Origin of the sequence: Stenotrophomonas rhizophila, from assembly GCF_020857975.1 — a bacterium.
GTDB classification, from domain to species: domain Bacteria; phylum Pseudomonadota; class Gammaproteobacteria; order Xanthomonadales; family Xanthomonadaceae; genus Stenotrophomonas; species Stenotrophomonas rhizophila_C.
In genome coordinates, this window is record NZ_JACWUO010000031.1 from 1 (window position 1) to 22958 (window position 22958).

Sequence of the window (22958 nt, forward strand, 5' to 3'; positions counted from 1 at the left end):
GGCCCTACCCCGGTGGCATGTCCTCCGCAATGCCACAGCATTTGATGGGCTGTAGCCCCGGAGACGGGCGAAGAACCACAAAAAAGGCCGCCAATGGCGGCCTTTCCTGAACAGAAACTGCCCGTTTCAACCGGTCAGGATGAACGCCGCGGCTACCTTGCGGCCTTCGCCGGCCAGGATGTTGAAGGTCCGCGCCGCGGCCGGGTTGCTCATCACCTCCAGGCCGATGCCGCGGGTCAGGCAGGCGGCCATCACCGCCGCCGGCGGGAACACCTGGGTGTCCCCGGTGCCCAGCACCACCAGCGCCGGGTTCAGCGCCAGCACCGGCTGCAGGTGCTCGGGGGTCAGGCTGGCGATATCGGCTACCGGCCAGGCCTCGATCAGGGTGTCCGGGGCTAGGATGAAGCTGCTGGCCAGCAGGCGCTCATTCACTTTGGCGGTGCGGCCATCGGCGGCGCGCAGCGCATAGGCGTAGTCGGGCAGTTCGTGGCTCAGTTGCATGGGCGTACCTGGACCGGATCAGCCGCGCGGCAGCACGATCTGGCGCTGTTCCTTGCTCGGGCGGTACAGCACGGCCACGTGGCCGATACGCTGCACCAGCGCGCTGTCGGACGCCTTGACCAGGGCATCGATCAGGGCATCGCGGGCGTCGCGGTCTTCGGCGGCGACCTTCACCTTGATCAGTTCGTGGCGTTCGAGGACTTCCTCAAGTTCGGCCAGGAAGGCCGGTGTAACCCCCTTGCCGCCGATCTGCAGCAGGGCTTTCAGATCGTGCGCGTGGCCGCGGAGGAAACGGGTTTGGGAAGACGTCAGGGCGATAGACATTCAGGAAACAAGCGGTTAACTGGGACGATCAGGGTATCATGACCACCCGTTCCGGCCCTATCACCAATGGCTTCCCGCAGCAAAAGCAGTCAACGCTGGTTGAAAGAACACTTCTCCGACCCCTTCGTGAAGAAGGCCCAGGCCGAAGGCATGCGCTCGCGCGCGGCCTACAAGCTGGAGGAGCTGCTCGAGCGTGACCGGCTGCTGAAGCCGCATATGGTGGTGGTGGACCTGGGCGCGGCCCCGGGCGGCTGGTCCCAGCAGGTGCGGCGCCAGATCGGCGACACTGGCCGGGTGCTGGCCCTGGACATACTGGAGATGCCGCCGCTGGCCGGCGTGGAGTTCCTTCACGGGGACTTCAGGGAGCAGGCGGTCCTATCGGAGTTCGAAGCCATGCTGGGGGATCAGCCGGTAGACCTTGTGCTCTCGGATATGGCCCCCAATAAAAGTGGCATGGACGCGGTCGACCAGCCGCGGATGATGCACCTGGCCGAGTTGGCGATGGATTTCGCCGACCAGCACCTCAAGCCGGGTGGCGCGTTCCTGATCAAGCTGTTCCAGGGCGTGGGCTTTGACGACTACGTGCGCGAAATGCGCCGCCGGTACGACAAGGTCGCCATCCGCAAGCCCGAGGCGTCGCGTAAGCGCTCGCCCGAGGTTTATGCCCTGGGGCAGGGCAAACGCGTACAGATCAAGTAAGCTCAACCATACGAATCGCGTCAGGAATTAGAGGAACACCGGAGCCAATGAGGATGAACGACTTGACCAAGAACCTCCTGCTATGGGTGGTCGTCGCCGTGGTGCTGATGGTGGTGTTCCAGAGCTTCTCGCCAAAGAGCAGCGGCGCTGGCGCACAGGGCGCGACCTATTCGCAGTTCCTGGACCAGGTGGACAGCGGCAACGTGCAGAAGGTGACCTTCGCCGGCGAAGTCCGCGGCGGCACCAGCCAGCTGTCCTACACCACCCGCGGCGGCCAGAGCGCCACCATCACTGCGCCCTACGATCGTGACCTGATCAACGTGCTGCGCGGCAAGAACGTGGAAATCGTCCAGGAAGAGCCGTCCAGCGGCATCTCGCTGGGTGCGATCCTGATGAACTTCCTGCCGGTGATCCTGATCATCGGGTTCTGGATCTTCATCATGCGCCAGATGCAGGGCGGCGGCGGCGGGGCCAAGGGCGCGATGTCCTTCGGCAAGTCGCGGGCCAAGCTGCAGGGCGAAGACCAGATCAAGGTCACCTTCGCCGACGTGGCCGGTTGCGACGAGGCCAAGGAAGAGGTCGGCGAACTGGTCGACTTCCTGCGCGACCCGACCAAGTTCACCAAGCTCGGCGGCAAGATCCCGCGCGGCGTGCTGATGGTGGGCCCGCCCGGCACCGGCAAGACCCTGCTGGCGCGTGCCATCGCCGGCGAGGCCAAGGTGCCGTTCTTCTCGATCTCCGGTTCGGACTTCGTGGAAATGTTCGTCGGCGTCGGCGCCAGCCGCGTGCGCGACATGTTCGAGCAGGCCAAGAAGCAGGCGCCGTGCATCATCTTCATCGATGAAATCGACGCCGTCGGCCGCCATCGCGGTGCCGGCCTGGGCGGCGGTCATGACGAGCGCGAGCAGACCCTGAACCAGCTGCTGGTGGAAATGGACGGCTTCGAGGGGGGCGAGGGCGTGATCGTGATCGCCGCCACCAACCGTCCGGACGTGCTCGACCCGGCGCTGCTGCGCCCGGGCCGTTTCGACCGCCAGGTGGTGGTCGGCCTGCCGGACGTGCGTGGGCGCGAGCAGATCCTCAAGGTGCACATGCGCAAGCTGCCGCTGGCCGACGATGTCGAGCCGATGGTGATCGCGCGCGGTACCCCGGGCTTCTCCGGCGCCGACCTGGCCAACCTGGCCAATGAAGCGGCGCTGTTCGCCGCGCGCGGTGGCGAGAAGGAAGTCCGCATGGACCACTTCGACCGTGCCCGCGACAAGATCCTGATGGGCGCCGAACGCCGTTCGATGGCCATGAGCGAAGAGGAAAAGACGCTCACCGCCTACCACGAAGCCGGCCACGCCATCGTCGGCCGCCTGGTGCCCGAGCACGACCCGGTCTACAAGGTCACCATCATCCCGCGCGGCCGCGCGCTGGGCGTGACCATGTACCTGCCCGAGGGCGACCGCTACTCGATGAACCGCGTGGCGATCGAATCCCAGCTGTGCTCGCTGTATGGCGGCCGTGTCGCCGAAGAGCTGATCTTCGGCACCGACAAGGTCACCACCGGCGCCTCCAACGACATCGAGCGCGCCACCAAGATGGCCCGCAACATGGTCACCAAGTGGGGCCTGTCCGACGAGCTCGGCCCGATCGCCTATGGCGAAGAGGACGACGAGGTGTTCCTGGGCCGTTCGGTGACTCAGCACAAGAGCGTGTCCGACGATACCGCCCGGCGCATCGACGAAGTGGTGCGCAGCATCCTGGACAAGGCCTATGCACGCACCACCGAGCTGCTGACCGCCAACCTGGACAAGCTGCACACCATGTCCCAGCTGCTGCTGCAGTACGAAACCATCGACGTGCCGCAGATCGATGCGGTCATGGAAGGCCGCGATCCGCCGCCGCCGATGGGCTGGGACAAGTCCGGCAAGGACGGTGGCAGCAGCAACAACAATGACAAGGGCGGCGGCGCCCGTCCGCTGCCGCCGATCGCAGGGCCTGCCGAGCAGCTGTAAGCAGGCTGGATGTGAATGGCAAAGGCCGGGGAAACCCGGCCTTTGTCGTTTCCGCGCGATAATGCACCGTTCGTTGCTGTTTGCGTTTTCCATTTTCCGTTGCGGAGTTGCCATGTCCACCACGCCCCCCACCCCGGTTTCGCACACCGCCGAGATGGTGATCGCCACGGTCATCGGCGTTGGCATCGGCCTGTTCCGCGACAACTTCCTGCTCGGCGCCGGCATCGGCATCGCGCTGGGCGTCCTGCTGAGCATCGCCAAGACCCTGTACGTGGACCGCAAGCGCCGCGGGTAGGTCCGGCCCATGGCCGGACGCTGTTCGTTGCGGCCACAGGTAAGGTTGCTCGAGGTATCAGCGGACGATCCACCGCGTCGGCGCTCGGGCACCGCATGTTGCGCGGTGCCCGAGCGCGGCTCGACCCTGCCGACTGCCGCGCTACGCCGGCGTAAACTACGCGCTGGCGTACTTTCTGGATGGCCCCATGTTCGATCTCTCCCCCCAGCTGGACTGCGGCGGCCGCAAGTTGCGGCTGGACCGCCCGCGCATCATGGGCATCGTCAACGTCACCCCGGATTCGTTTTCCGACGGCGGTGAGCATGCCAGCGTCGATGCCGCGGTTGCCCATGGCCTGCAACTGGTCGCCGAAGGCGCCGACCTGCTGGACATCGGCGGCGAGTCGACCCGTCCGGGCAGTACCCCGGTGCCGCTGGAGGAAGAGCTGCGCCGGGTGATTCCGGTGATCGAACGGCTGGCGCGCGAAACCGGCGTGCCGATCAGCGTGGACACCTTCAAGCCGGAGGTGATGCGTGCGGCGGTGGCCGCCGGCGCCGGGATGATCAACGACATCCATGCGCTGCGCCAGCCCGGTGCGCTCGACGCCGCAGCCGCGCTGGGCGTGCCGGTGGTGCTGATGCACATGCAGGGCGAGCCGGGCAGCATGCAGGACACCCCGCACTACGACGATGTGGTGGGCCAGGTGCACCGCTTCCTCACCGAACGCCTGCTGGTGGCGGAAATGGCCGGCATCGCGCGCCGGAACCTGGTGATCGACCCCGGCTTCGGGTTCGGCAAGACCACCGAACACAACCTGATCCTGCTGGCCCGCCTGGAACGCTTCCTGGACCTGGGCGTGCCGATGCTGGCCGGGCTGTCGCGCAAGCGCAGCATCGGCGAGCTGACCGGCCGCGACCGGCCCGGCGACCGTCTGGCCGGCTCGGTCGCCGCGCACCTGATCGCCGCCCAGCGCGGGGCCAAGCTGCTGCGCGTGCACGATGTGGCCGCCACCGTGGACGCGCTGAAGGTATGGGCGGCGGTGGACGCGGTGCCGGCCCTGCGCGTGGACGCGGCCCCGGCCATGCCGCGCTGGCCGGACGAGGACTGATGGGCGCCGACCAGCGCCCGCTGGCGATCGCGCTGATGGGCCCGACCGCCTCGGGCAAGACCGCTACCGCGATCGCGCTGGCCCGGCAGTTGGGCGGGGAGATCGTCAGCGTCGATTCGGCCCTGGTCTACCGTGGCCTGGAGATCGGTTCGGCCAAGCCCGACGCCGCCGAGCGGGCCCAGGCCCGGCACCACCTGCTGGACCTGCGCGACCCCTGGCAGACCTATTCAGCGGCCGAGTTCGCCGCCGACGCCGCGCGCGCGGTCGCCGACATCCTGGCCCGTGGCCGGGTGCCGATCCTGGCCGGGGGCACCGGCCTGTATTTCCGCGCCCTGCTGCAGGGGCTCTCGCCGATGCCGCCGGCCGACCCGGCGACCCGCGCCGGCATCGCCGCCGAGGCCGCCGCACGGGGCTGGCCCGCGCTGCACGCCGAGCTGGCCGCGGTCGACCCGGCCGCCGCCGCGCGCATCCACGCCACCGACCCGCAGCGCATCCAGCGCGCGCTGGAGGTGTACCGGCTGACCGGCACGCCGATCAGCCAATGGCAGCAGCTGCCCGGGGTGGACCGGTTGCCGGTGCGCACGCTGAAGCTGATCCTGGCCCCGGGCGAGCGTGCGGTGCTGCACCAGCGCATCGAAACCCGCTTCGACGCCATGCTGGCGGCCGGCTTCCTCGACGAGGTGCGGGCCCTGCGCGCGCTGCCGTCGATGGCCGCGGTGGCCGCGCCGCTGGACCTGCCGGCGGTGCGTGCGGTCGGCTACCGCCAGGCCTGGGAGTACCTGGACGGGCAGGGCAGTGCGGCCGAGTTCCGCGATCGCGCCATCTACGCCACCCGTCAGCTGGCCAAGCGCCAGCTGACCTGGTTGCGCGGCGAGCTTGATGCGCGCTGGTTCGATCCCCATGTAGAGGGAGCTTTCCTGGCCGAGGCCGTGGCGGCCTTCGTCGCACGCTGAGTCCACGCCTTCCTCCGCCCGGCCCGTGTACCATCAAGGGTTCCGGTGGGCAGCGGGGGCCGTGGAACTGCCGGAAGACCATAAAAACAATAATCAGGAGTTGGCAATGTCCAAGGGGCAATCGCTGCAGGATCCGTTTCTGAATGCACTTCGGCGCGAACGTGTGCCGGTGTCGGTGTATCTGGTCAATGGCATCAAGCTGCAGGGAACGATTGAATCGTTCGATCAGTTCGTGGTGCTGCTGCGCAATACGGTGAGCCAGATGGTGTACAAGCACGCCATTTCCACCGTGGTGCCGGCGCGCAATGTGAAGGTCGGGCCCGGTGGTGGCTATGTGCAATCCAATGATGGCGCCGATGGCGTCCAAGGTGATGACGACGTTGAGTAACAGCGTGAAGATTTCTGGAGAACTGCGTGTTTGACCGTTCCAAGCGAGGCGAACACGCACTCCTGATCCAGCCGCATGCCGGCCGGCTCGAAGAAGACGTGCTTGAAGAATTCACCGATCTGGCCCGCTCGGCCGGGGCCACCATCGCGGCCACGCTGACCGCGCGCATCGATCGGCCCAATCCGTCGATCCTGATCGGCACCGGCAAGCTGGACGAGGTGAAGGCCGCGGCCGAGGCCACCGGCGCCGACCTGATCCTGGTCAACCATGCGTTGTCGCCGGGGCAGGAGCGCAATCTGGAGCGCTTCCTGGAGCGGCGCGTGATCGACCGTACCGGGCTGATCCTGGACATTTTCGCCCAGCGCGCGCGCAGCCACGAAGGCAAGCTGCAGGTCGAGCTGGCGCAGCTGCGCCACATGTCCACCCGGCTGGTCCGCGGCTGGACCCACCTGGAGCGTCAGCGCGGCGGTGCCATCGGCCTGCGCGGCCCGGGTGAAACCCAGCTGGAAACCGACCGCCGCCTGCTGCAGAAGCGGGTAGAGCAGCTGCAGAAGAAGCTGGAAAAGGTGGAAGTGCAGCACAGCCAGATGCGCCGTGCCCGCGTGCGCAGCGAGCTGCCGCGCGTGGCCCTGGTGGGCTATACCAACGCCGGCAAGTCGACCCTGTTCAACGCGCTGACCGGTGCCGACGCCTATGCCGCCGACCAGTTGTTCGCGACGCTGGACCCGACCGTGCGCCGCATCGCGCTGCCGGGCGGCAACGTCGTGCTCGCCGATACCGTCGGCTTCGTCCGCGACCTGCCGCACGATCTGGTGGCGGCGTTCCGTTCTACCCTGTCCGAAGCCCGCGAGGCGGACTTCCTGCTGCATATCGTCGATGCTGCCGATCCGCACCGCGAGGAGCGCATCGCGCAGGTCGATGAAGTGCTGACCGCCGTCGGCGCGGGCGACCTGCCGCAACTGCTGGTGTTCAACAAGATCGACCGCATCGATGGGGCCGAGGCGCGCCACGACGGCCAGGATGGCATCCCCGACAGCGCACGCCGCGAACGGGTCTGGATTTCCGCCCGCGACAACCTCGGCCTGCCGCTGCTGCAATCGGTGCTGGGCAAGCGCCTGGGCCTGCAGCACGTCAGTGGCGCGCTGCGCCTGCCGCCCAGTGCCGGCCGCCTGCGCTCGCGCCTGCACCAGCTGGAGGTCGTCCGCGGCGAAGAGAGCGACGAAGAGGGCTGGCTGCTCCAGGTCGAAATCCCGATCGCCGAAGCCGAAAAGCTGGCGGCCGGCGAGGGCGGGGAACCCATCCGCGCCATGCTCCCGGAAAAGCTCCCGGAGTGGTGATGGGTGTGCCGGCCGCTGGCCGGCGCCCATGATCCTCCCGCCAAGGCTCCGCGAATGGTAGTGCCGGCCGCTGGCCGGCTCCTATGATCCTGAGGGTGCGCGACCCTCCGTCGCACCCGGCGACACACGACACCCCGCGCGTTTTCGGCTAAAACAGGGGGCGTTGTTCCCCCGTTGATCCAGGATTGCCCATGACCGTTCCTTCCGACGCCGAGCTGGGCGCCCTCGCCAGCAACGTGGGCCAGCGCCTGCAGCAGGCCTCGCTGCAGCTGGTCACCGCCGAAAGCTGCAGTGGCGGCTGGATTGCCAAGGCGATGACCGATATCGCCGGCTCCTCGGCGTTCTTCGATTGCGGCATGGTGGTGTACAGCTACGAAGCCAAGCAACGCCTGCTGGGCGTGCGCGCGCAGACCCTGGAGCAGTTCGGCGCGGTCAGCCGCGAAACCGTGCTGGAAATGGTGTCCGGTGCGCTGGTCAATTCCGGTGCCGGCATCGCCGTGGCCGTGACCGGTATCGCCGGCCCCGGCGGTGGCAGCGAGGGCAAGCCGGTCGGCAGCGTCTGGATCGGCTGGAAGGGCCGCGGTGGCTATGCACGCGCCCAGCTGTTCCAGTTCGACGGCGACCGCGATGCCATCCGCCGGCAGACCGTGCAGCATGCGCTGACGGGAATTTTCGCCCTGGTGTGACATCCTGAGGCGACGGCTGACAGGAGGGCGGGCAGATGTGGGAAACGCTGGGAACCGTGCGGGACCTGGGGCGGTTGCAGGAAATCGCCTCGGTGCTGATCCGCTATGGCTTCGGCGACCTGGTGCGCCGGATCGGCCTGGCCGACGTGCTCGAACGCGCCGGCCGGCTGCTGCACTGGAACGATACCCAGCAGATGCTGCGCATGACCGCGCCGGTGCGGGTGCGCCGGGCGATGGAAGATCTCGGCCCGACCTTCGTCAAGCTTGGCCAGGTGCTGGCTACCCGCGTGGACCTGTTCCCGCCGGACTGGATCGCCGAATTTTCCGAACTGCAGAACGCGGTGCCCGCGCTGCCGTACGCCCAGGTGCGCGAGCAGCTGGAGCGCGATCTCGGCGCGCCGGCCAGCGAGGTGTTCGCGTGGCTGGATGAAACGCCGATGGCCGCCGCCTCGCTGGCGCAGGCGCACCGCGCGACCCTGCACGACGGCACTGCGGTGGTGCTGAAAATCCGCCGGCCGGGCATCCGCGAGGTGATCGAAGCCGACCTGCGGCTGCTGGCGCGGCTGGCCGAGATCGTCGAAGCGCGGCTGCCGGACCTGCAGCGCTACCGGCCGGCCGAGGTGGTGCAGCAGTTTCAGGTCTCGCTGCGGCGCGAGCTGGATTTCGCCGCCGAATGCCGCAACGCCGAACGGATCGCGCGCAATTTCCACGGCCGCGACGACATCCTGATTCCCAACGTGCACTGGCGCTGGACCTGCGAAAGCCTGAACGTGCAGGACTTCGTCGACGGCATCGCCGGGCGCGACCTGGCCGCGGTCGATGCGGCCGGGCTGGACCGGGTGGCGCTGGCCCATCGCGGCGCGCGCATCGTGCTCAAGATGGTGCTGGAGGACGGTTGTTTCCACGCCGATCCGCATCCGGGCAACATCATCTACCTGCGCGATGGCCGCATCGGGGTGATCGACTTCGGCATGGTCGGGGCGATCTCCGAACAGCGCCGCTTCCAGGTCGCCCAGCTGCTGCACGGGCTGGTCAGCCAGGACCCCGAGGCGGTGGCCGACGTGCTGCTGGACTGGGCCGGCGGGGTGGACGTGGACGAATCGCGGCTGCAGCAGGACATCAGCACCTTCGTCGACCAGTACCGCGGCGTGCCGCTCAAAGACCTGCACATGGGGCTGATGCTGGGCAACATCACCCAGCTGCTGCGCCAGTACGCGCTGACCCTGCCGGCCGACCTGGCCTTGATGATCAAGACCTTCCTGACCCTGGAAGGCATGGGCCGGCAGCTGGACCCGCAGTTCGACATGGCCAGCGCCGCGCGCCCGTACCTGGAGCGGGTGATGTGGCAACGCTACGCGCCGGCGGCCATGTTCAAGCGCGGCAAGCGCAGCCTGGTGGGCGCGCTGGAACTGATGGGCGAGCTGCCGCGCGACGTGCGCCGGCTGCTGCAGATGGCCCGTCGCGGCCGGCTCCAACTGAAGGTGGAAACCACCGCCCTGCAGGGCTTCGGCGACCAGGTCAACCGCGCCGCCAACCGCCTGGTGGTGGGCATCGTGACCGCCGCGCTGATCATCGGCTCCTCCATCGTCATGCACAGCGTCGGCGGCATCTCCAGCCGCTGGCTGCTGGCGCTGGGCGTGGCCGGATTCATCGGCGCCGGCTTCTGCGGCATATGGATCCTGTTTTCGATCTGGCGCAGCGGCAAGACCCCCTGAGGGGGTCTTGCCGCTGGAATCCGCAGGATTCCCGCAATCTCCCGCCCAAGCGGGGGATTACGTGTAGGTCCGACCGTTGGTCGGACGCTCCTTGCTGACTGGCCCGTCACCTCTTGGTTCGGGTAGAGCCACGCCACGCGTGGCTGCTCCGGCCCGTCACCGCTTCCCCCAGGTAGAGCCACGCCATGCGTGGCTGCTCCTCATCCGGCGCCCACGAACGCCTGACCCAGGGGGTTGCGGAGGGTAAACGCCGGAGAGATGGCCGCAAACGACACGCGCCCGCGCCATCAGGCATTGCCGCGCTGGCGCGCGGTCACCGACCAACGGTCGGTGGCTACAGGTGTTGCTGGCGGCTTCGGCGGGGGCGGGACCGCCCTTCTTCTATCGGCTCTTCCTCTGTGGGCACTTGCGTGCCCGCATCGTTAGTAGTAATACTACTAACCATGGACCTGACCGACACCCAGCAGGCGATCCTGCAGTTGATCGCCGAGCGTATCGAGACCGATGGCGCACCGCCGTCGCAGACGGAAATCGCACGTGCCTTCGGCTTCAAGGGGGTACGCGCCGCGCAGTACCACCTGGAAGCCCTGGAGCAGGCCGGGGCGATCCGCCGCATCCCCGGCCAGGCCCGCGGCATCCGCCTGGTGCAGGTGCCGCCGTTGCAGGACGGCCTGCCGGCCTCGCTGTCGGTACCGGCGCTGCCCGACCACGTACTGCGCCTGCCGGTGCTGGGCCGGGTCGCGGCCGGCCTGCCGATCGGCGCGGATATCGGCTCGGACGATTTCGTGGTGCTGGACCGGGTGTTCTTCTCGCCGGCCCCGGACTACCTGCTCAAGGTCCAGGGCGACTCGATGATCGATGAAGGCATCTTCGACGGCGACCTGATCGGCGTGCACCGCACCCGCGACGCCCGCTCCGGGCAGATCGTGGTGGCCCGCATCGACGATGAAATCACCGTCAAGCTGCTGAAGATGGGCAAGGACCGGATCCGGCTGCTGCCGCGCAACCCCGATTACAAGCCGATCGAAGTGATGCCCGACCAGGACTTCGCCATCGAAGGCCTGTACTGCGGCCTGCTGCGGCCTAACCGCTGATCCCTTTCCAACGTAATACCTGCACGGTCTTTTGTGGCGATTCTCTGATTCTGCTGAGGTTGGTACGGATGTCCGATAATTTTTTTCCGAACGCCGGGCAGAATCTCAGCCTGTGCGATACGCCAGCCTTAAAGTGAACCCATGGCCAAGAAGACCTCCAAAGACACCCCCTCCAACGACACGACCTCTGCAAGGACCACTCCGATGGACGAAAACAAAAAGCGTGCCCTCACCGCCGCGCTGAGCCAGATCGAAAAGCAGTTCGGCAAGGGGGCTGTCATGCGCATGGGCGACCGTGTCGTGGAGGCGGTCGAAGTCATCCCCACCGGTTCGCTGATGCTGGATATCGCGCTCGGCATCGGCGGCCTGCCCAAGGGCCGCGTGGTGGAAATCTACGGTCCGGAATCCTCGGGCAAGACCACCCTGACCCTGCAGGCCATCGCCGAATGCCAGAAGAAGGGCGGCACCGCGGCCTTCATCGACGCCGAGCACGCGCTGGACCCGATCTATGCGGCCAAGCTGGGCGTCAACGTCGACGACCTGCTGCTGTCCCAGCCGGACACCGGTGAGCAGGCGCTGGAAATCGCCGACATGCTGGTGCGCTCCAGTTCGGTGGACATCGTGGTGATCGATTCGGTCGCCGCGCTGACCCCCAAGGCCGAAATCGAAGGCGAAATGGGCGACCAGCTGCCCGGCCTGCAGGCCCGCCTGATGAGCCAGGCGCTGCGCAAGCTCACCGGCAACATCAAGCGGTCCAACACCCTGGTGGTGTTCATCAACCAGCTGCGCCACAAGATCGGCGTGATGATGCCGGGCCAGAGCCCGGAAGTGACCACCGGCGGCAACGCCCTGAAGTTCTACGCCTCGGTGCGCCTGGACATCCGCCGCATCGGCGCGATCAAGAAGGGCGATGAAATCATCGGCAACCAGACCAAGATCAAGGTGGTCAAGAACAAGCTGGCGCCCCCGTTCAAGCAGGTCATCACCGAGATCCTGTACGGCGAAGGCATCAGCCGCGAAGGCGAGCTGATCGACATGGGCGTGGAAGCCAAGCTGGTCGAGAAGGCCGGCGCCTGGTACAGCTACGGCGACGAGCGCATCGGCCAGGGCAAGGACAACGCCCGCGGTTACCTGCGCGACAACCCGCAGATTGCCCAGCGCCTGGAAGCGGAGCTGCGCGAGAAGTTCCAGCCCGAAGAAGCCGTGCGTGAAGGCGGCGACGAGGTCGAAGACGACCTCGAGTGAGTTTCCTGCGGGGCAGGGCAGCGCCGTCAGTGACGTTCGCCCTGTCCCGCGGTTTCCGTATTCCCCCGACGGGGGGAGCGCCAGGGACGGCGCACTTGATCGAAGATTGCCATGTCCGATTCCGACGCCCCGGCACCCCGCCGTAAACGCCGCATCAGTGAACAGACCCCGGTCCAGCGGGCGCTGGGCCTGCTGGTGCGCCGCGAGCACTCGCGCAAGGAGCTCACCCGCAAGCTGCAGGCCCGCGGCATCGAAACCGAGGCGGCGCTGGCGGCGGTGGACAAGCTCAGCGAGGCCGGCTGGCAGGACGACACCCGCTTTGCCGAGAACCTGGTCCGCATCCGGGCCAATACCGGCTACGGGCCTATCCACATCCGCGCCGAACTGGGCACCCACGGGCTGGACAGCGAGCAGATCGCCGCGGCCATGGACACCTTCGAGGGTGATTGGGCCGACAACGCCCGGGAGCTGGTCTGCCGCCGGTTCGGCCCGTCCGGGCCGGAAGAGCTCCCCCAGCGTCGCAAGGCGGCCGATCTGCTGGCCCGGCGCGGCTTCGACGGCGACAGCATCCGCCGCGCCACCCGCTACGACCCTGACGACTGAGCGGCCCGGGCCTGATACCCTTTGTGGTTTCGGCGCTCCTGCAGTAGGTACCCGGCCATTGGGGCTGTGTGCCAAGGACCGACCGGCCCGCATGAAGCCAGCCCCCCATGACCGCATCCAAATTCACCACCTCCCAGATCCGCAGCGACTTCCTTGAGTTCTTCAAGGGCAAGGGCCATACCATCGTGCCGTCGGCGCCGCTGGTGCCAGGCAATGACCCGACCCTGCTGTTCACCAACTCCGGCATGGTGCAGTTCAAGGACGTGTTCCTTGGCGCCGAGAAGCGCAGCTACGTGCGCGCGGCCGACGTCCAGCGCTGCCTGCGCGCCGGCGGCAAGCACAACGACCTGGACCAGGTCGGCTACACCGCGCGCCACCACACCTTCTTCGAGATGCTGGGCAACTGGTCGTTCGGCGATTACTTCAAGAAGGACGCCATCGCCTGGGCCTGGGAGCTGCTGACCCAGGTCTGGAAGCTGCCGGCCGAGCGCCTGCTGGTCACCGTCTACCAGACCGACGACGAGGCCTACGCGCTGTGGCGCGACATGGTCGGCATCCCGGAAGAACGGATCGTGCGCATCGGCGACAACAAGGGCGCGCCGTTCGCCTCGGACAACTTCTGGCAGATGGCCGACACCGGCCCCTGCGGCCCATGCACCGAGATCTTCTATGACCACGGCGACCACATCGCCGGTGGCCCGCCGGGCTCGCCGGATGAAGATGGCGACCGCTACATCGAAATCTGGAACCTGGTGTTCATGCAGTTCGACCGCCAGCCCGACGGCACCCTGGTGCCGCTGCCGGCGCCGTGCGTTGACACTGGCATGGGCCTGGAGCGCCTGGCGGCGATCCTGCAGCACGTGCACACCAACTATGAGATCGACCTGTTCCAGGCGCTGATCGGCAAGGCCAGCGAACTGACCGGCATGGCCGACCTGGAGAACAAGTCGCTGCGCGTGATCGCCGACCACATCCGCGCCTGTTCGTTCCTGATCGTCGACGGCGTGCTGCCGTCCAACGAGGGCCGCGGCTACGTGCTGCGCCGGATCATCCGCCGCGCGCTCCGCCACGGCTGGATGCTGGGCGTGCGCCAGCCGTTCTTCAGCAAGCTGGTGCCGACCCTGGTCGCGCAGATGGGCGAGGCCTACCCGGACCTGCCGGCCCAGGCCGACACCGTCGTGCGCGCGCTGCAGGCCGAGGAAGAGCGCTTCGCGCAGACCCTCGACTCGGGCATGAAGATCTTCGACGACGTCGCCGCCCAAGCCGCCAACGGAATCATTCCCGGCGTGGATGCGTTCCGGCTCTATGACACCTATGGCTTCCCGCTGGACCTGACCCAGGACATCGCGCGCGAGCGCAACCTGACCGTGGACATCGAGGGTTTCGATGCGGCGATGAAGGAACAGCGCGACACTGGCCGCAAGGCGGGCAAGGGCGGCGCCGGCGTGGTCCTGTCCGCCGAACTGGTGGCCACCCTCAAGCCGACCGTGTTCCTGGGCTACGACCGCCTGCAGGCCGACGGGCTGACCGTGGTGGCGCTGCTCAAGGACGGGCGCCCGGTGGAGCGCGCGCAGGCCGGTGACGAGGTCATCGTGCTCACCGATCAGACCCCGTTCTATGCCGAGTCCGGTGGCCAGGTCGGCGATACCGGCACGCTCGTCGGCAACGGCGCGCAGCTGCAGGTCAGCGACACCCAGAAGTTCGCCGGCCAGTACCACGGCCATGTCGCCCGGATCGTCAGCGGCGGCCTCAACGTCGGTGATGTGTTGAGCGGCCGGATCGACGGCGACCGCCGCGGTGCCACCATCCTCAACCACTCGGCCACCCACCTGCTGCACGCTGCACTGCGTGAGGTACTGGGCACGCATGTGCACCAGAAGGGCTCGCTGGTCGCGCCGGACCGCCTGCGTTTCGACTTCTCGCATTTCGAGCCGATCAGCGCCGACGACCTGGCGTTGATCGAGCGCAAGGTCAACGAACAGGTGCGCGTCAACAACGCCGTTGAAGTGCACAACATGGCCATGCAGGAAGCGCTGGACTTCGGCGCGATGGCGCTGTTCGGCGAGAAGTACGGCGAGAACGTGCGCGTGCTGAAGATGGGCGACTACTCCACCGAACTGTGCGGTGGCACGCACGTGTCCCGCACCGGTGACATCGGCTTGTTCAAGATCACCTCCGAAGGCGGTGTGTCCTCCGGCGTGCGCCGCATCGAAGCGGTGACTGGGCAGGGTGCATTGGACTACGTGGCACACCAGGAGGCGCAGCTCACCGAAGCGGCCGCGCTGCTCGGCGGAAGTGCCGCAGACGTAGTCGAGAAGATCCGCCAGCTCGGCGAGCGCCAGAAAAAGCTCGAACGCGAACTGGAGGCAATCAAGGCCAAGCAGGCCGCCGGTGCGACCGCCGATCTCGGCGCGGCCGCGGTCGAGGTCAAGGGCATCAAGATCCTGGCCTCGCGCCTGGAAGGCTTCGACGCCAAGGCATTGCGCGATGCGATGGATCGCCTGAAGCAGCAGTTGGGCGATGCGGTGATCGTGTTGGCCGGCACCCAGGACGGCAAGGCGGCCCTGGTTGCGGGCGTGAACGGCAGTGCAACGGGCAAGGTCAAGGCCGGGGAACTGTTGTCGCACATCGCCAGTCAGATCGGGGGCAAGGGCGGCGGCCGCCCGGATCTCGCCCAGGGTGGTGGCGAGGACGGGCCCGCCCTTGCTTCTGCCCTGGCTGCAGTGGTGGACTGGGTCACTCCCCGTATCTGAACGCCCCGGGCTTTCTGCTCCTTGAAGGGGCAGGAGGCCTGACGTTACTATGGCTAATCCTTTCCCTTTGTCGTGTGGCGTTCCTTGGCTGGACGCCGAACCGGTGGGGAAGATCCACCGGTTCCCTGGAGACTTGCAAAAATGTTGATCCTGACTCGCCGCGTAGGCGAAACCCTGATGATCGGTGATTCGGTCAGCGTGACCGTGCTCGGCGTCAAGGGCAACCAGGTGCGTATCGGTATCACCGCTCCGAAGGATGTGGCCGTGCACCGCGAAGAGATTTACCAGCGTATCCAGCGCGGCGACGAGCCCAATGCATCCGGAAGTGAAAATTCTTCGGATTAAGGGCTTTACCTTCGGGCGCGGAAAACGTTATGATTCGCGCCCCCGCTGAGATGAATCAACGCAGCGGTGGAACCAGAACACTGGAGCGGTGCCCGAGTGGCTGAAGGGGCTCCCCTGCTAAGGGAGTATAGGGCTTAAAACTCTATCGAGGGTTCGAATCCCTCCCGCTCCGCCAGTTGCAAGAGCCCTTGAGCGCAAGCTCAGGGGCTTTTTTTTGCGTGTTTGCTTGACCGATGGCTGGCTGCAATTAGTGCCGGCATGGTGTTGTCCGGGCATGGCCCGGACCTACGGCAATTCCTCTTCCTGCGCCGGCAACCGGTACAGATCCGCCTCGCGCAGATAGCCGCCATGCGGCGTGCCCACCGGCTGGTACCAGTTGGCCTGCACCAGGCCAGGCAGATTCCAGCCGGGCGAATACGTCTTGCCGATCCACACCACCGTGCCGCGCGGCACGGCCGCTTCGGTCGAACGCTCCAGGCGGACGCCGTCGCCGTCGGGCTTGCCCGCGCGTACCTTGGCGTGGCGCGCGGACACCACGCGAACGCCGATGAAGGAACTGCTGACCCAGCTGTCGCGATCCAGGCTGGTACGCCAGCGGCATGCGGCGGGGCGGTTGGGGTCGCGGTCGTCGGCTTCGATCGTCAGCTGGTCGCGGAAGCCGCCGCGCGCCAGCGTGTACAGCGCCACGCTGAAACTGCGTTCGGGCGTGCGGGGATCCCAGCCGCGCAGGCTGTAGGCCTCGCCCAGCTCGCTGCGCTGGGGCAGCGCCACCGGCTGCAACGGGCTATCGAACTGGAAGCGGCAGCGGCCATCGTCGAAATAGCCCGACAGCAGGCGGCGGTCGGTGTCCACCGCCAATGACACGGTGCCATTGAACGTGCCACTGGTCAGCGTGACCGGGGTGGGGCCGTCGGCAGCCACGGCCGGGCCGGACAGGGCCAGCAGCAGCGCGCAATGCAGCAGAGGGGAGGGGAGCGGCATGGGACATCCTTGTGGTGGGAGCCGGCCCGGGCGCCGGGCCGGGCACTGTAGCGGCTGTACGATGGCCGTGCACCTGTCGTGGGCGCGGGTGCTGGAGTAAAATGCCGCGGCCGACGCGGGTGTGCCCCGTTGGTCCCTGCTCCCTTCCCTCCAGCCGCCGCCAGAGGATTTCTTTCCTTCCTGGAGGCTTTGCCGTGTCCGTTGCCCTGTTTCGTGTTGCCCATTGCGCCCGCCACGGTCATCCACCTGCTCCGCTGCCGGCGGTCACCGGCCTGATGCAGGCGATATCCTGCGTGCTCGGGCTGGCCCTGTTCGCGCCGGCGACCATGGCGGCCGAGGCCGACGCGCCGCCACCGGAACCGGCCCGGACCCTGGGCACGGTGCAGGTCACCGCCAATCAGTTGGGCACGGTCACCGAAGGCAGTGATTCCTACACCGCCGGCACCATCGCCACCGCCACCCGCCTGGTGCTCAGCCCGCGCCAGACGCCGCAGACGATCAGCGTGATCACCCGTCAGGAAATGAACGATTTCGGCCTCAATGGCATCGACGATGTCATGAAGGTCACGCCGGGGATCAGCATCGTCACCTACGACAGCGAACGCACCGAGTACTACGCACGTGGGTTCGCGGTGCAGAACTTCCAGTACGACGGCATTCCGATGGCGCGCGATTCGGCGTACTCGGCCGGCAACACGCTCAGCGACACGGCCATCTACGACCGCGTGGAAGTGCTCAAGGGCGCCACCGGCCTGTTGACCGGCATGGGCGATCCGGGCGCGACCATCAACCTGGTCCGCAAGAAGCCGACCCGCGAACTGGCCGGCAGCGCCACCCTGGGCGTGGGTTCGTGGGACAGCTATCGTGCCGAGGTCGATGTCGGCGGCCCGTTGACCGCCAGCGGCCGTGTGCGTGGCCGTGCGGTGGCGGCCTACCAGGACAGGCATTCCAACGTCGACCACTACCAGCGCAGCAACCAGGTCTTCTACGGAATCCTGGAAGCGGACATCGACGACAGCACCCTGCTGACCGTCGGCGCCGACTACCAGGACAGCGACCCCAAGGGCTCCAGCTGGGGCGGCATTCCGCTGCTGGACAGCGCCGGCAACTTCAACAAGATGCCGCGTTCGTTCAACAACGGCGCGCGCTGGAGTCGCTGGGGCCAGTACAGCCGCACCGGGTTTGCGACCCTGGAACACAGCTTCGCCAATGACTGGGTGGCCAAGCTGCAGCTCAACCACCAGGTCAACGGATACGATGCTTCGCTTGGCGCGGCGGCCGGCGGCAACCCCGATCCGGTCACCGGCCAGGGCGTGAGCATGTGGCTGGGCCAGTACATCGGCAAGACCACCAGCAACGCGGCCGATCTGTACCTCAGCGGCAAGTTCGGCTGGTTCGGCCGCGAGCACGAGCTGGTGGTCGGCGGCAGCGTGTCGCGCAAGCGTTGGGTCAACAACGGCTACGCGGCGCAGCCCGGTTACCTGGCTGACGTGGCCGATTACCGCGCCTGGAACGGCGATGTGCCCGAGCCGGACTGGCAATGGGGCTATGCCAACAATGAAGTCACCCGCGAAAGCGGTGCGTACGTGGTCGGCCGTTTCGACCTGGCCGATCCGTTGAAGCTGATCGTCGGCAGCCGCATCGCCAACTACAAGGCCGTGGATATCGACGAAAGCGGGGTGATCGTGCCCTATGCGGGCCTGGTCTACGACCTCAACCGCAACTTCTCGGTGTTCGCCAGCTACAGCACCATCTTCAAGCCGCAGGGTAACCAGGACGAGCGCGGCAAGGCGCTGGACCCGATGGAAGGGCGCAGCTATGAGGCCGGCCTGAAGGCCGAGTTCCTGGACGGCCGCTTCAACGCCAGTGCCGCGGTGTTCCAGCTGGACCAGGACAACTTCGCCGAAGCCAGTGGCGGGCTGACTCCCAGCGGCGGGATCGCCTACCGCGGGCTGATGGGCGTGCGCACCAAGGGCTACGAACTGGAGATGTCCGGCCAGCTGGCACCGGGCTGGCAGGTGCAGGGCGGCTACGCGCACAAGGTGGCCCGCCAGCAGTCCACCAAGGTGTCCACGCTGGAGCCGGAAGACCAGTTCACCCTGCACACCAGCTATCGGCTGGGCGGCGCGTTGCAGGGCTGGACCGTGGGCGGTGGCGCGCGCTGGCAGGGCAGCACGTTCGGCACGATCACCAACCCGGTCGATCGCAGCAGCCAGGTCCACCGCACCGAGCCGTACTGGCTGCTCGATGCGATGGCGCGCTACCAGTTCAATGAGCAGCTGTCGGCCACGCTCAACGTCAACAACCTGCTCGACAAGCACTACTACACCATCTTCAACTGGTACAGCACCTACACCTGGGGCGAGCCGCGCAACGTACGGCTGGCGGTGACCTACCGGTTCTGAGCGATGCAACGGCAGACACCCCGGCATGCCGGGGTGTCTGTTTTTTACGTCGTGGCCGTTACAGCGGCAGGTCGAACACCAGCACCTCGGCATCGCTGGCGTGTTCCAGGGTCAGCTGCGCTTCGTCGGTGACCTGCAGCGCATCACCGGTGTCCAGGGCGATGCCGTTGACCTGCAACTGGCCGCGGGCGACCTGCACGTAGGCGCCGCGACGCGGGGCCAGCGGCAGCTGCACGCGGTCGTTGCCGTCCAGGATGGTGGCGTAGATGTTGGCGTCCTGGTGGATCAGCAGCGCGCCGTCGCGGCCATCGCGGGAGGCGATCAGGCGCAGCTGGCCGCGCTTGGCGTCCGGGGCGAAGTGGGTCTCCTGGTAGCTGGGGGCGATGTCCTGCTGGTCGGGGAACAGCCAGATCTGCAGGAAGTGCACCGGCTGGTCGGCGGCGTGGTTGAACTCGCTGTGGCTGACCCCGCTGCCGGCACTCATGCGCTGTACATCGCCGTAGCGCAGTACCGAGCCGGTGCCCATCGAGTCCTTGTGCTCCAGCGCGCCGCCGAGCACGTAGGAGATGATCTCCATGTTGCTGTGGCTGTGGGTACCAAAGCCCTGGCCACCCTGCACGCGGTCTTCGTTGATCACCCGCAACGGGCCGAAGCTGGTGTAGCGCGGGTCGTAGTAGTTGGCGAAGGAGAAGGTGTGCATGGAGTTCAGCCAGCCATGGTCGGCCTTGCCACGGGTGTTGCTCTTGCGGATCTGCAGCATGGTGGATCTCCTCGGTATTCGATGGTTTCGATGATGGGCCAGGGGGCGTTTGCCGCTGCCCTTTCCTGTTGGCGCCAGTATCCGCTTGCACCTTGGGTTTGAAAAACGGATAGTTTCGCAAGCCATCATCGAAAAATTCGAATGCTCAAGCTCAGCCTGGATGCCCTGCAGATCCTCGATGCCATCGACCGCCGCGGTTCGTTCGCCGCCGCCGGCAAGGCCCTGCACAAGGTGCCCTCGACCATTTCCTACACGGTGTCCAAGCTGGAGCAGGACCTGGGCGTGCAGCTGTTCGACCGGGTCGGGCCGCGCGCGCAGCTGACCCAGGCCGGGCAGGCGCTGCTGGAGGAGGGCCGGCACTTGCTGCGGGCGGCGCGCGAGCTGGAGATGCGGGTGCGCCGGGTGGCCTCCGGCTGGGAGGCCGAACTGACCGTGGCGGTGGATTCGATGTTCCCGCCGGCACTGCTGGCCGAAGACGTGCGTGCATTCAATGCGGTCGCCGAGCAGACCCGGGTGCGGTTGATCGGCGAGGCGCTGTCGGGCACCTGGGAGGCACTGCTGGACCGGCGCGCGGACCTGCTGGTCGGCGCGGCTGGCGAGGGCCCAAGTGGCGGCGGCTACGTGGTCGAGCCGATGGGCGTGGTGGCCTTCGTCTTTGCGGTGGCGCCCGGGCACCCGCTGGCAGCGGTCAGCGGGCCGCTGGGGCGCGAACAGCTGGCCGGGCACTGCGCGATCGCCGTGGCCGACTCGGCGCGACGGCTGCTGCCGCGCACGGTCGGGCTGCTGATGGGGCAGGAAACGGTCACCGTGCCCGACACGGTCAGCAAGTTCCGCCTGCAGTGCGCCGGGCTGGGTTTCGGCTTCCTGCCCGAACCCTATGCCCGGCAGGCCGTGCAGCAGGGCAGGCTGGTGATCAAGCAGGTCGAGGAACCCAAGCCGGATGAAACCTTCTGGTTGGCCTGGCGTACCGGCGAGCAGGGCGCGGCACTGCGCTGGTGGCGCGAGCGGATGCAGCGGCCGCAGGTGATGGAGGGCTGGTGGCCGGTGATGGAACGATGGCTGGGGTGAGCGGGAACTGAAGGCGCCAATTGGGCCTCCGGCGTAGATCCACGCCATGCGTGGATGCCTTTCGTTCCGTCGCCGTGAGGTCTGCCCGAGGGCTCCGGTGGGGTCTCGGCGTCGGCCGATGGTCGGCGCGTCGGCAGAGCGTGCTCGGATGCATGTGCCGCGCGTCGCGCGGTCTCCACGCATGGCGTGGATCTACGGATCATTGCCATGGCTTACGGTCCGATCGCGCCGTACAAGCTGAATCCCGCTTGCACTGTCATCGAACGGTCATGAGGATGCGATAGAGCGGCGGCGGGGCAGCCGGTAACCTGCCCGACTCAATCGGTTTCTCCTGTACCCCCATGAAGCGCTTGCTGCTGTTGCTGCTGGCCGGGGCCGGCCTGTGGCTGGCTGCCTGCTCATCGCTGTCGTCCTCGGCCGCCTCGACCTCGCTGAGCGATCGCCTGGTCGCGCCCGGAGGCGTATCCACGCTGCTGGACACCGCGCGCATCGCCGAAGCGGTGGACAGCGTGCCCAACCGGCACGGCCTCGTGACCGGCCGTGCGGGCGTGCCGATCTTCTGGCGGGCCTTCGACCCGGGCCAGTACGGGGTGCGCTACGCATACCTCGCCCAGCAGCACGACAACGGCGAGCCGCTGCGCACCGGCATGGCGCTGGACCTGCCGCATCCGTTCCAGCCGCAGGCGCCACGCGGCACGGTGGTGCTGCTGCACGGCTGGATGATGAACGGCGATGCGATGCTGCCGTGGTCGCTGCAGTTAGCGCAGTCCGGCTACCGCGTGGTCACCATCGACCTGCGCAACCACGGCCATTCCGGCGCCGGCCCGTCCGGCTACGGCACGTTCGAATCGGATGACGTGGTCGATGTCATCGCGGCGTTGAAGGCGCGCGGCGAGGTGGTCGGGCCGCTGTACCTGTTCGGCGTTTCCTACGGTGCGGCCACTGCGCTGTTCACTGCCGACAAGCTCGGCGACCAGGTCACCGGGGTGGTGGCGATGGAGTCCTTCGCCAATGCCGGCGATGCGATCCGCAGCATGATCCCGCACCTGATGTCGCTGCAGCCCACCGCCTGGAAGGCGCAGGCCATGGCGGCCTACGGGCGCTGGCGCTATGGCGGGCAGGATATCGACCAGGTGATCGCCGCCGCCAGCCAGCGCCTGGATCTGGACCTGGATCGCGTCGATGTCACCCGCGCGCTGGCCGACGGCCGCGCCTGCGTGCTGCTGCTGCACGGCCAGGACGATGAGCACGTGCCGGTCGGGCAGGGCCGCCGTCTGGCCGCCGCCAGCCCGCGCGTGCACTACATCGAGATGCGTGGCGAAGACCACATCACGCTCCCGCTGCGCGTGGATCTGCTGGGCGGCGTGGTGGACGATTGGTTGGCGCATGACGACCACGCTGGCGGCGCGTGCCCGGCACCGGAGCTGCCGGGTGAAGCCGATCTGATGGCGATGCAGGCAGCCCAGGCACGCGCACCGAAGGGATGAGCTCCCGGTAGTGCCGGCCGCTGGCCGGCTCCACGTGATCGTCCAACATTCATGAGAGCCGGCCAGCGGCCGGCACTACCCGTCACTGTCGAATGACAGCCGGTTCCAACGCCAAAAAAAAACAGCAGCCGATGGCTGCTGTCTTCGTCGATGCAATGGTGCGCCCGGAGAGATTCGAACTCCCGACCGCCTGGTTCGTAGCCAGGTACTCTATCCAACTGAGCTACGGGCG

At 67.4% G+C, this 22958-nt stretch carries 21 protein-coding genes and 1 tRNA gene; 18 read left to right on the forward strand and 4 right to left on the reverse strand.

Annotation, left to right across the window (positions count from 1 at the left end):
* Positions 1-126: 126 nt before the first annotated feature.
* Positions 127-501: an Mth938-like domain-containing protein gene (locus IC535_RS18130; RefSeq protein WP_228887672.1), complete on the reverse strand. Its 375-nt coding sequence runs from the start codon at positions 499-501 to the stop codon at positions 127-129.
* Between the two features lie 18 nt (positions 502-519).
* Positions 520-825, reverse strand: coding sequence for a ribosome assembly RNA-binding protein YhbY (gene yhbY / locus IC535_RS18135; RefSeq protein WP_228887671.1), 306 nt, complete (start codon positions 823-825; stop codon positions 520-522).
* Between the two features lie 66 nt (positions 826-891).
* Here yhbY and rlmE point away from each other — a divergent pair, with 66 nt between their 5' ends.
* From rlmE to IC535_RS18210, 15 genes are all read left to right on the forward strand, one after another.
* Positions 892-1524 (forward strand): 23S rRNA (uridine(2552)-2'-O)-methyltransferase RlmE, encoded by a 633-nt coding sequence (gene rlmE, locus IC535_RS18140; protein WP_228887670.1) that lies wholly within the window; start codon positions 892-894, stop codon positions 1522-1524.
* A gap of 53 nt (positions 1525-1577) precedes the next feature.
* Complete coding sequence (gene ftsH, locus IC535_RS18145; RefSeq protein ID WP_228887669.1) at positions 1578-3524, forward strand: ATP-dependent zinc metalloprotease FtsH; 1947 nt, start codon at positions 1578-1580, stop codon at positions 3522-3524.
* Between the two features lie 112 nt (positions 3525-3636).
* Positions 3637-3819, forward strand: coding sequence for a hypothetical protein (locus tag IC535_RS18150; protein WP_228887668.1), 183 nt, complete (start codon positions 3637-3639; stop codon positions 3817-3819).
* Positions 3820-4006: 187 nt separating this feature from the next.
* Positions 4007-4906: a dihydropteroate synthase gene (folP, locus tag IC535_RS18155; RefSeq protein WP_228887667.1), complete on the forward strand. Its 900-nt coding sequence runs from the start codon at positions 4007-4009 to the stop codon at positions 4904-4906.
* Entirely contained in the window at positions 4906-5859 is a 954-nt protein-coding gene (gene miaA / locus IC535_RS18160; protein WP_228887666.1) for a tRNA (adenosine(37)-N6)-dimethylallyltransferase MiaA, read from the forward strand. Before folP ends, miaA begins: the two co-directional genes overlap by 1 nt.
* A 106-nt stretch (positions 5860-5965) precedes the next feature.
* Positions 5966-6247: an RNA chaperone Hfq gene (gene hfq / locus IC535_RS18165; protein ID WP_123728913.1), complete on the forward strand. Its 282-nt coding sequence runs from the start codon at positions 5966-5968 to the stop codon at positions 6245-6247.
* Between the two features lie 26 nt (positions 6248-6273).
* The gene (gene hflX / locus IC535_RS18170) at positions 6274-7584 is read left to right on the forward strand and encodes a ribosome rescue GTPase HflX (RefSeq protein ID WP_228887665.1); all 1311 of its coding nucleotides are present in this window, start codon (positions 6274-6276) and stop codon (positions 7582-7584) included.
* Positions 7585-7775: 191 nt separating this feature from the next.
* The gene (locus IC535_RS18175) at positions 7776-8270 is read left to right on the forward strand and encodes a CinA family protein (RefSeq protein WP_228887664.1); all 495 of its coding nucleotides are present in this window, start codon (positions 7776-7778) and stop codon (positions 8268-8270) included.
* Between the two features lie 35 nt (positions 8271-8305).
* Positions 8306-9985: a 2-polyprenylphenol 6-hydroxylase gene (gene ubiB / locus IC535_RS18180; protein WP_228887663.1), complete on the forward strand. Its 1680-nt coding sequence runs from the start codon at positions 8306-8308 to the stop codon at positions 9983-9985.
* A gap of 443 nt (positions 9986-10428) precedes the next feature.
* Positions 10429-11079 carry a transcriptional repressor LexA gene (gene lexA, locus IC535_RS18185; protein ID WP_228887662.1) on the forward strand — a complete coding sequence of 217 codons (651 nt, stop codon included), beginning with the start codon at positions 10429-10431 and terminating at the stop codon, positions 11077-11079.
* Between the two features lie 204 nt (positions 11080-11283).
* Positions 11284-12324: a recombinase RecA gene (gene recA, locus IC535_RS18190; protein ID WP_228887661.1), complete on the forward strand. Its 1041-nt coding sequence runs from the start codon at positions 11284-11286 to the stop codon at positions 12322-12324.
* Between the two features lie 111 nt (positions 12325-12435).
* Positions 12436-12927, forward strand: a complete 492-nt coding sequence (gene recX / locus IC535_RS18195) for a recombination regulator RecX (protein ID WP_228887660.1) — start codon at positions 12436-12438, stop codon at positions 12925-12927.
* Positions 12928-13034: 107 nt separating this feature from the next.
* Positions 13035-15680: an alanine--tRNA ligase gene (gene alaS / locus IC535_RS18200; protein ID WP_228887659.1), complete on the forward strand. Its 2646-nt coding sequence runs from the start codon at positions 13035-13037 to the stop codon at positions 15678-15680.
* A 141-nt stretch (positions 15681-15821) separates the two neighbouring features.
* Positions 15822-16025 (forward strand): carbon storage regulator CsrA, encoded by a 204-nt coding sequence (gene csrA, locus IC535_RS18205; RefSeq protein WP_019183311.1) that lies wholly within the window; start codon positions 15822-15824, stop codon positions 16023-16025.
* A gap of 82 nt (positions 16026-16107) precedes the next feature.
* Positions 16108-16200 (forward strand) — tRNA-Ser (locus IC535_RS18210).
* Positions 16201-16310: 110 nt separating this feature from the next.
* Here IC535_RS18210 and IC535_RS18215 read toward each other — a convergent pair.
* Entirely contained in the window at positions 16311-17006 is a 696-nt protein-coding gene (locus tag IC535_RS18215) for a hypothetical protein (protein WP_228887658.1), read from the reverse strand.
* A gap of 275 nt (positions 17007-17281) precedes the next feature.
* Between IC535_RS18215 and IC535_RS18220 the strand changes: the two genes are divergently transcribed.
* A complete protein-coding gene (locus IC535_RS18220) occupies positions 17282-19411 on the forward strand; it encodes a TonB-dependent siderophore receptor (protein WP_228887673.1) in 2130 nt (709 codons plus the stop codon).
* Positions 19412-19469: 58 nt separating this feature from the next.
* Here the strand turns inward: IC535_RS18220 and IC535_RS18225 are convergent, their stop codons facing one another.
* Positions 19470-20171: a pirin family protein gene (locus IC535_RS18225; protein ID WP_228887657.1), complete on the reverse strand. Its 702-nt coding sequence runs from the start codon at positions 20169-20171 to the stop codon at positions 19470-19472.
* A 141-nt stretch (positions 20172-20312) separates the two neighbouring features.
* On the opposite strand from IC535_RS18225, the gene IC535_RS18230 reads away from it, so the two are divergent.
* Positions 20313-21239 (forward strand): LysR family transcriptional regulator, encoded by a 927-nt coding sequence (locus IC535_RS18230; protein WP_228887656.1) that lies wholly within the window; start codon positions 20313-20315, stop codon positions 21237-21239.
* Positions 21240-21580: 341 nt separating this feature from the next.
* Positions 21581-22726 carry an alpha/beta hydrolase family protein gene (locus IC535_RS18235; protein WP_228887655.1) on the forward strand — a complete coding sequence of 382 codons (1146 nt, stop codon included), beginning with the start codon at positions 21581-21583 and terminating at the stop codon, positions 22724-22726.
* The last annotated feature ends 232 nt before the right edge of the window (positions 22727-22958 follow it).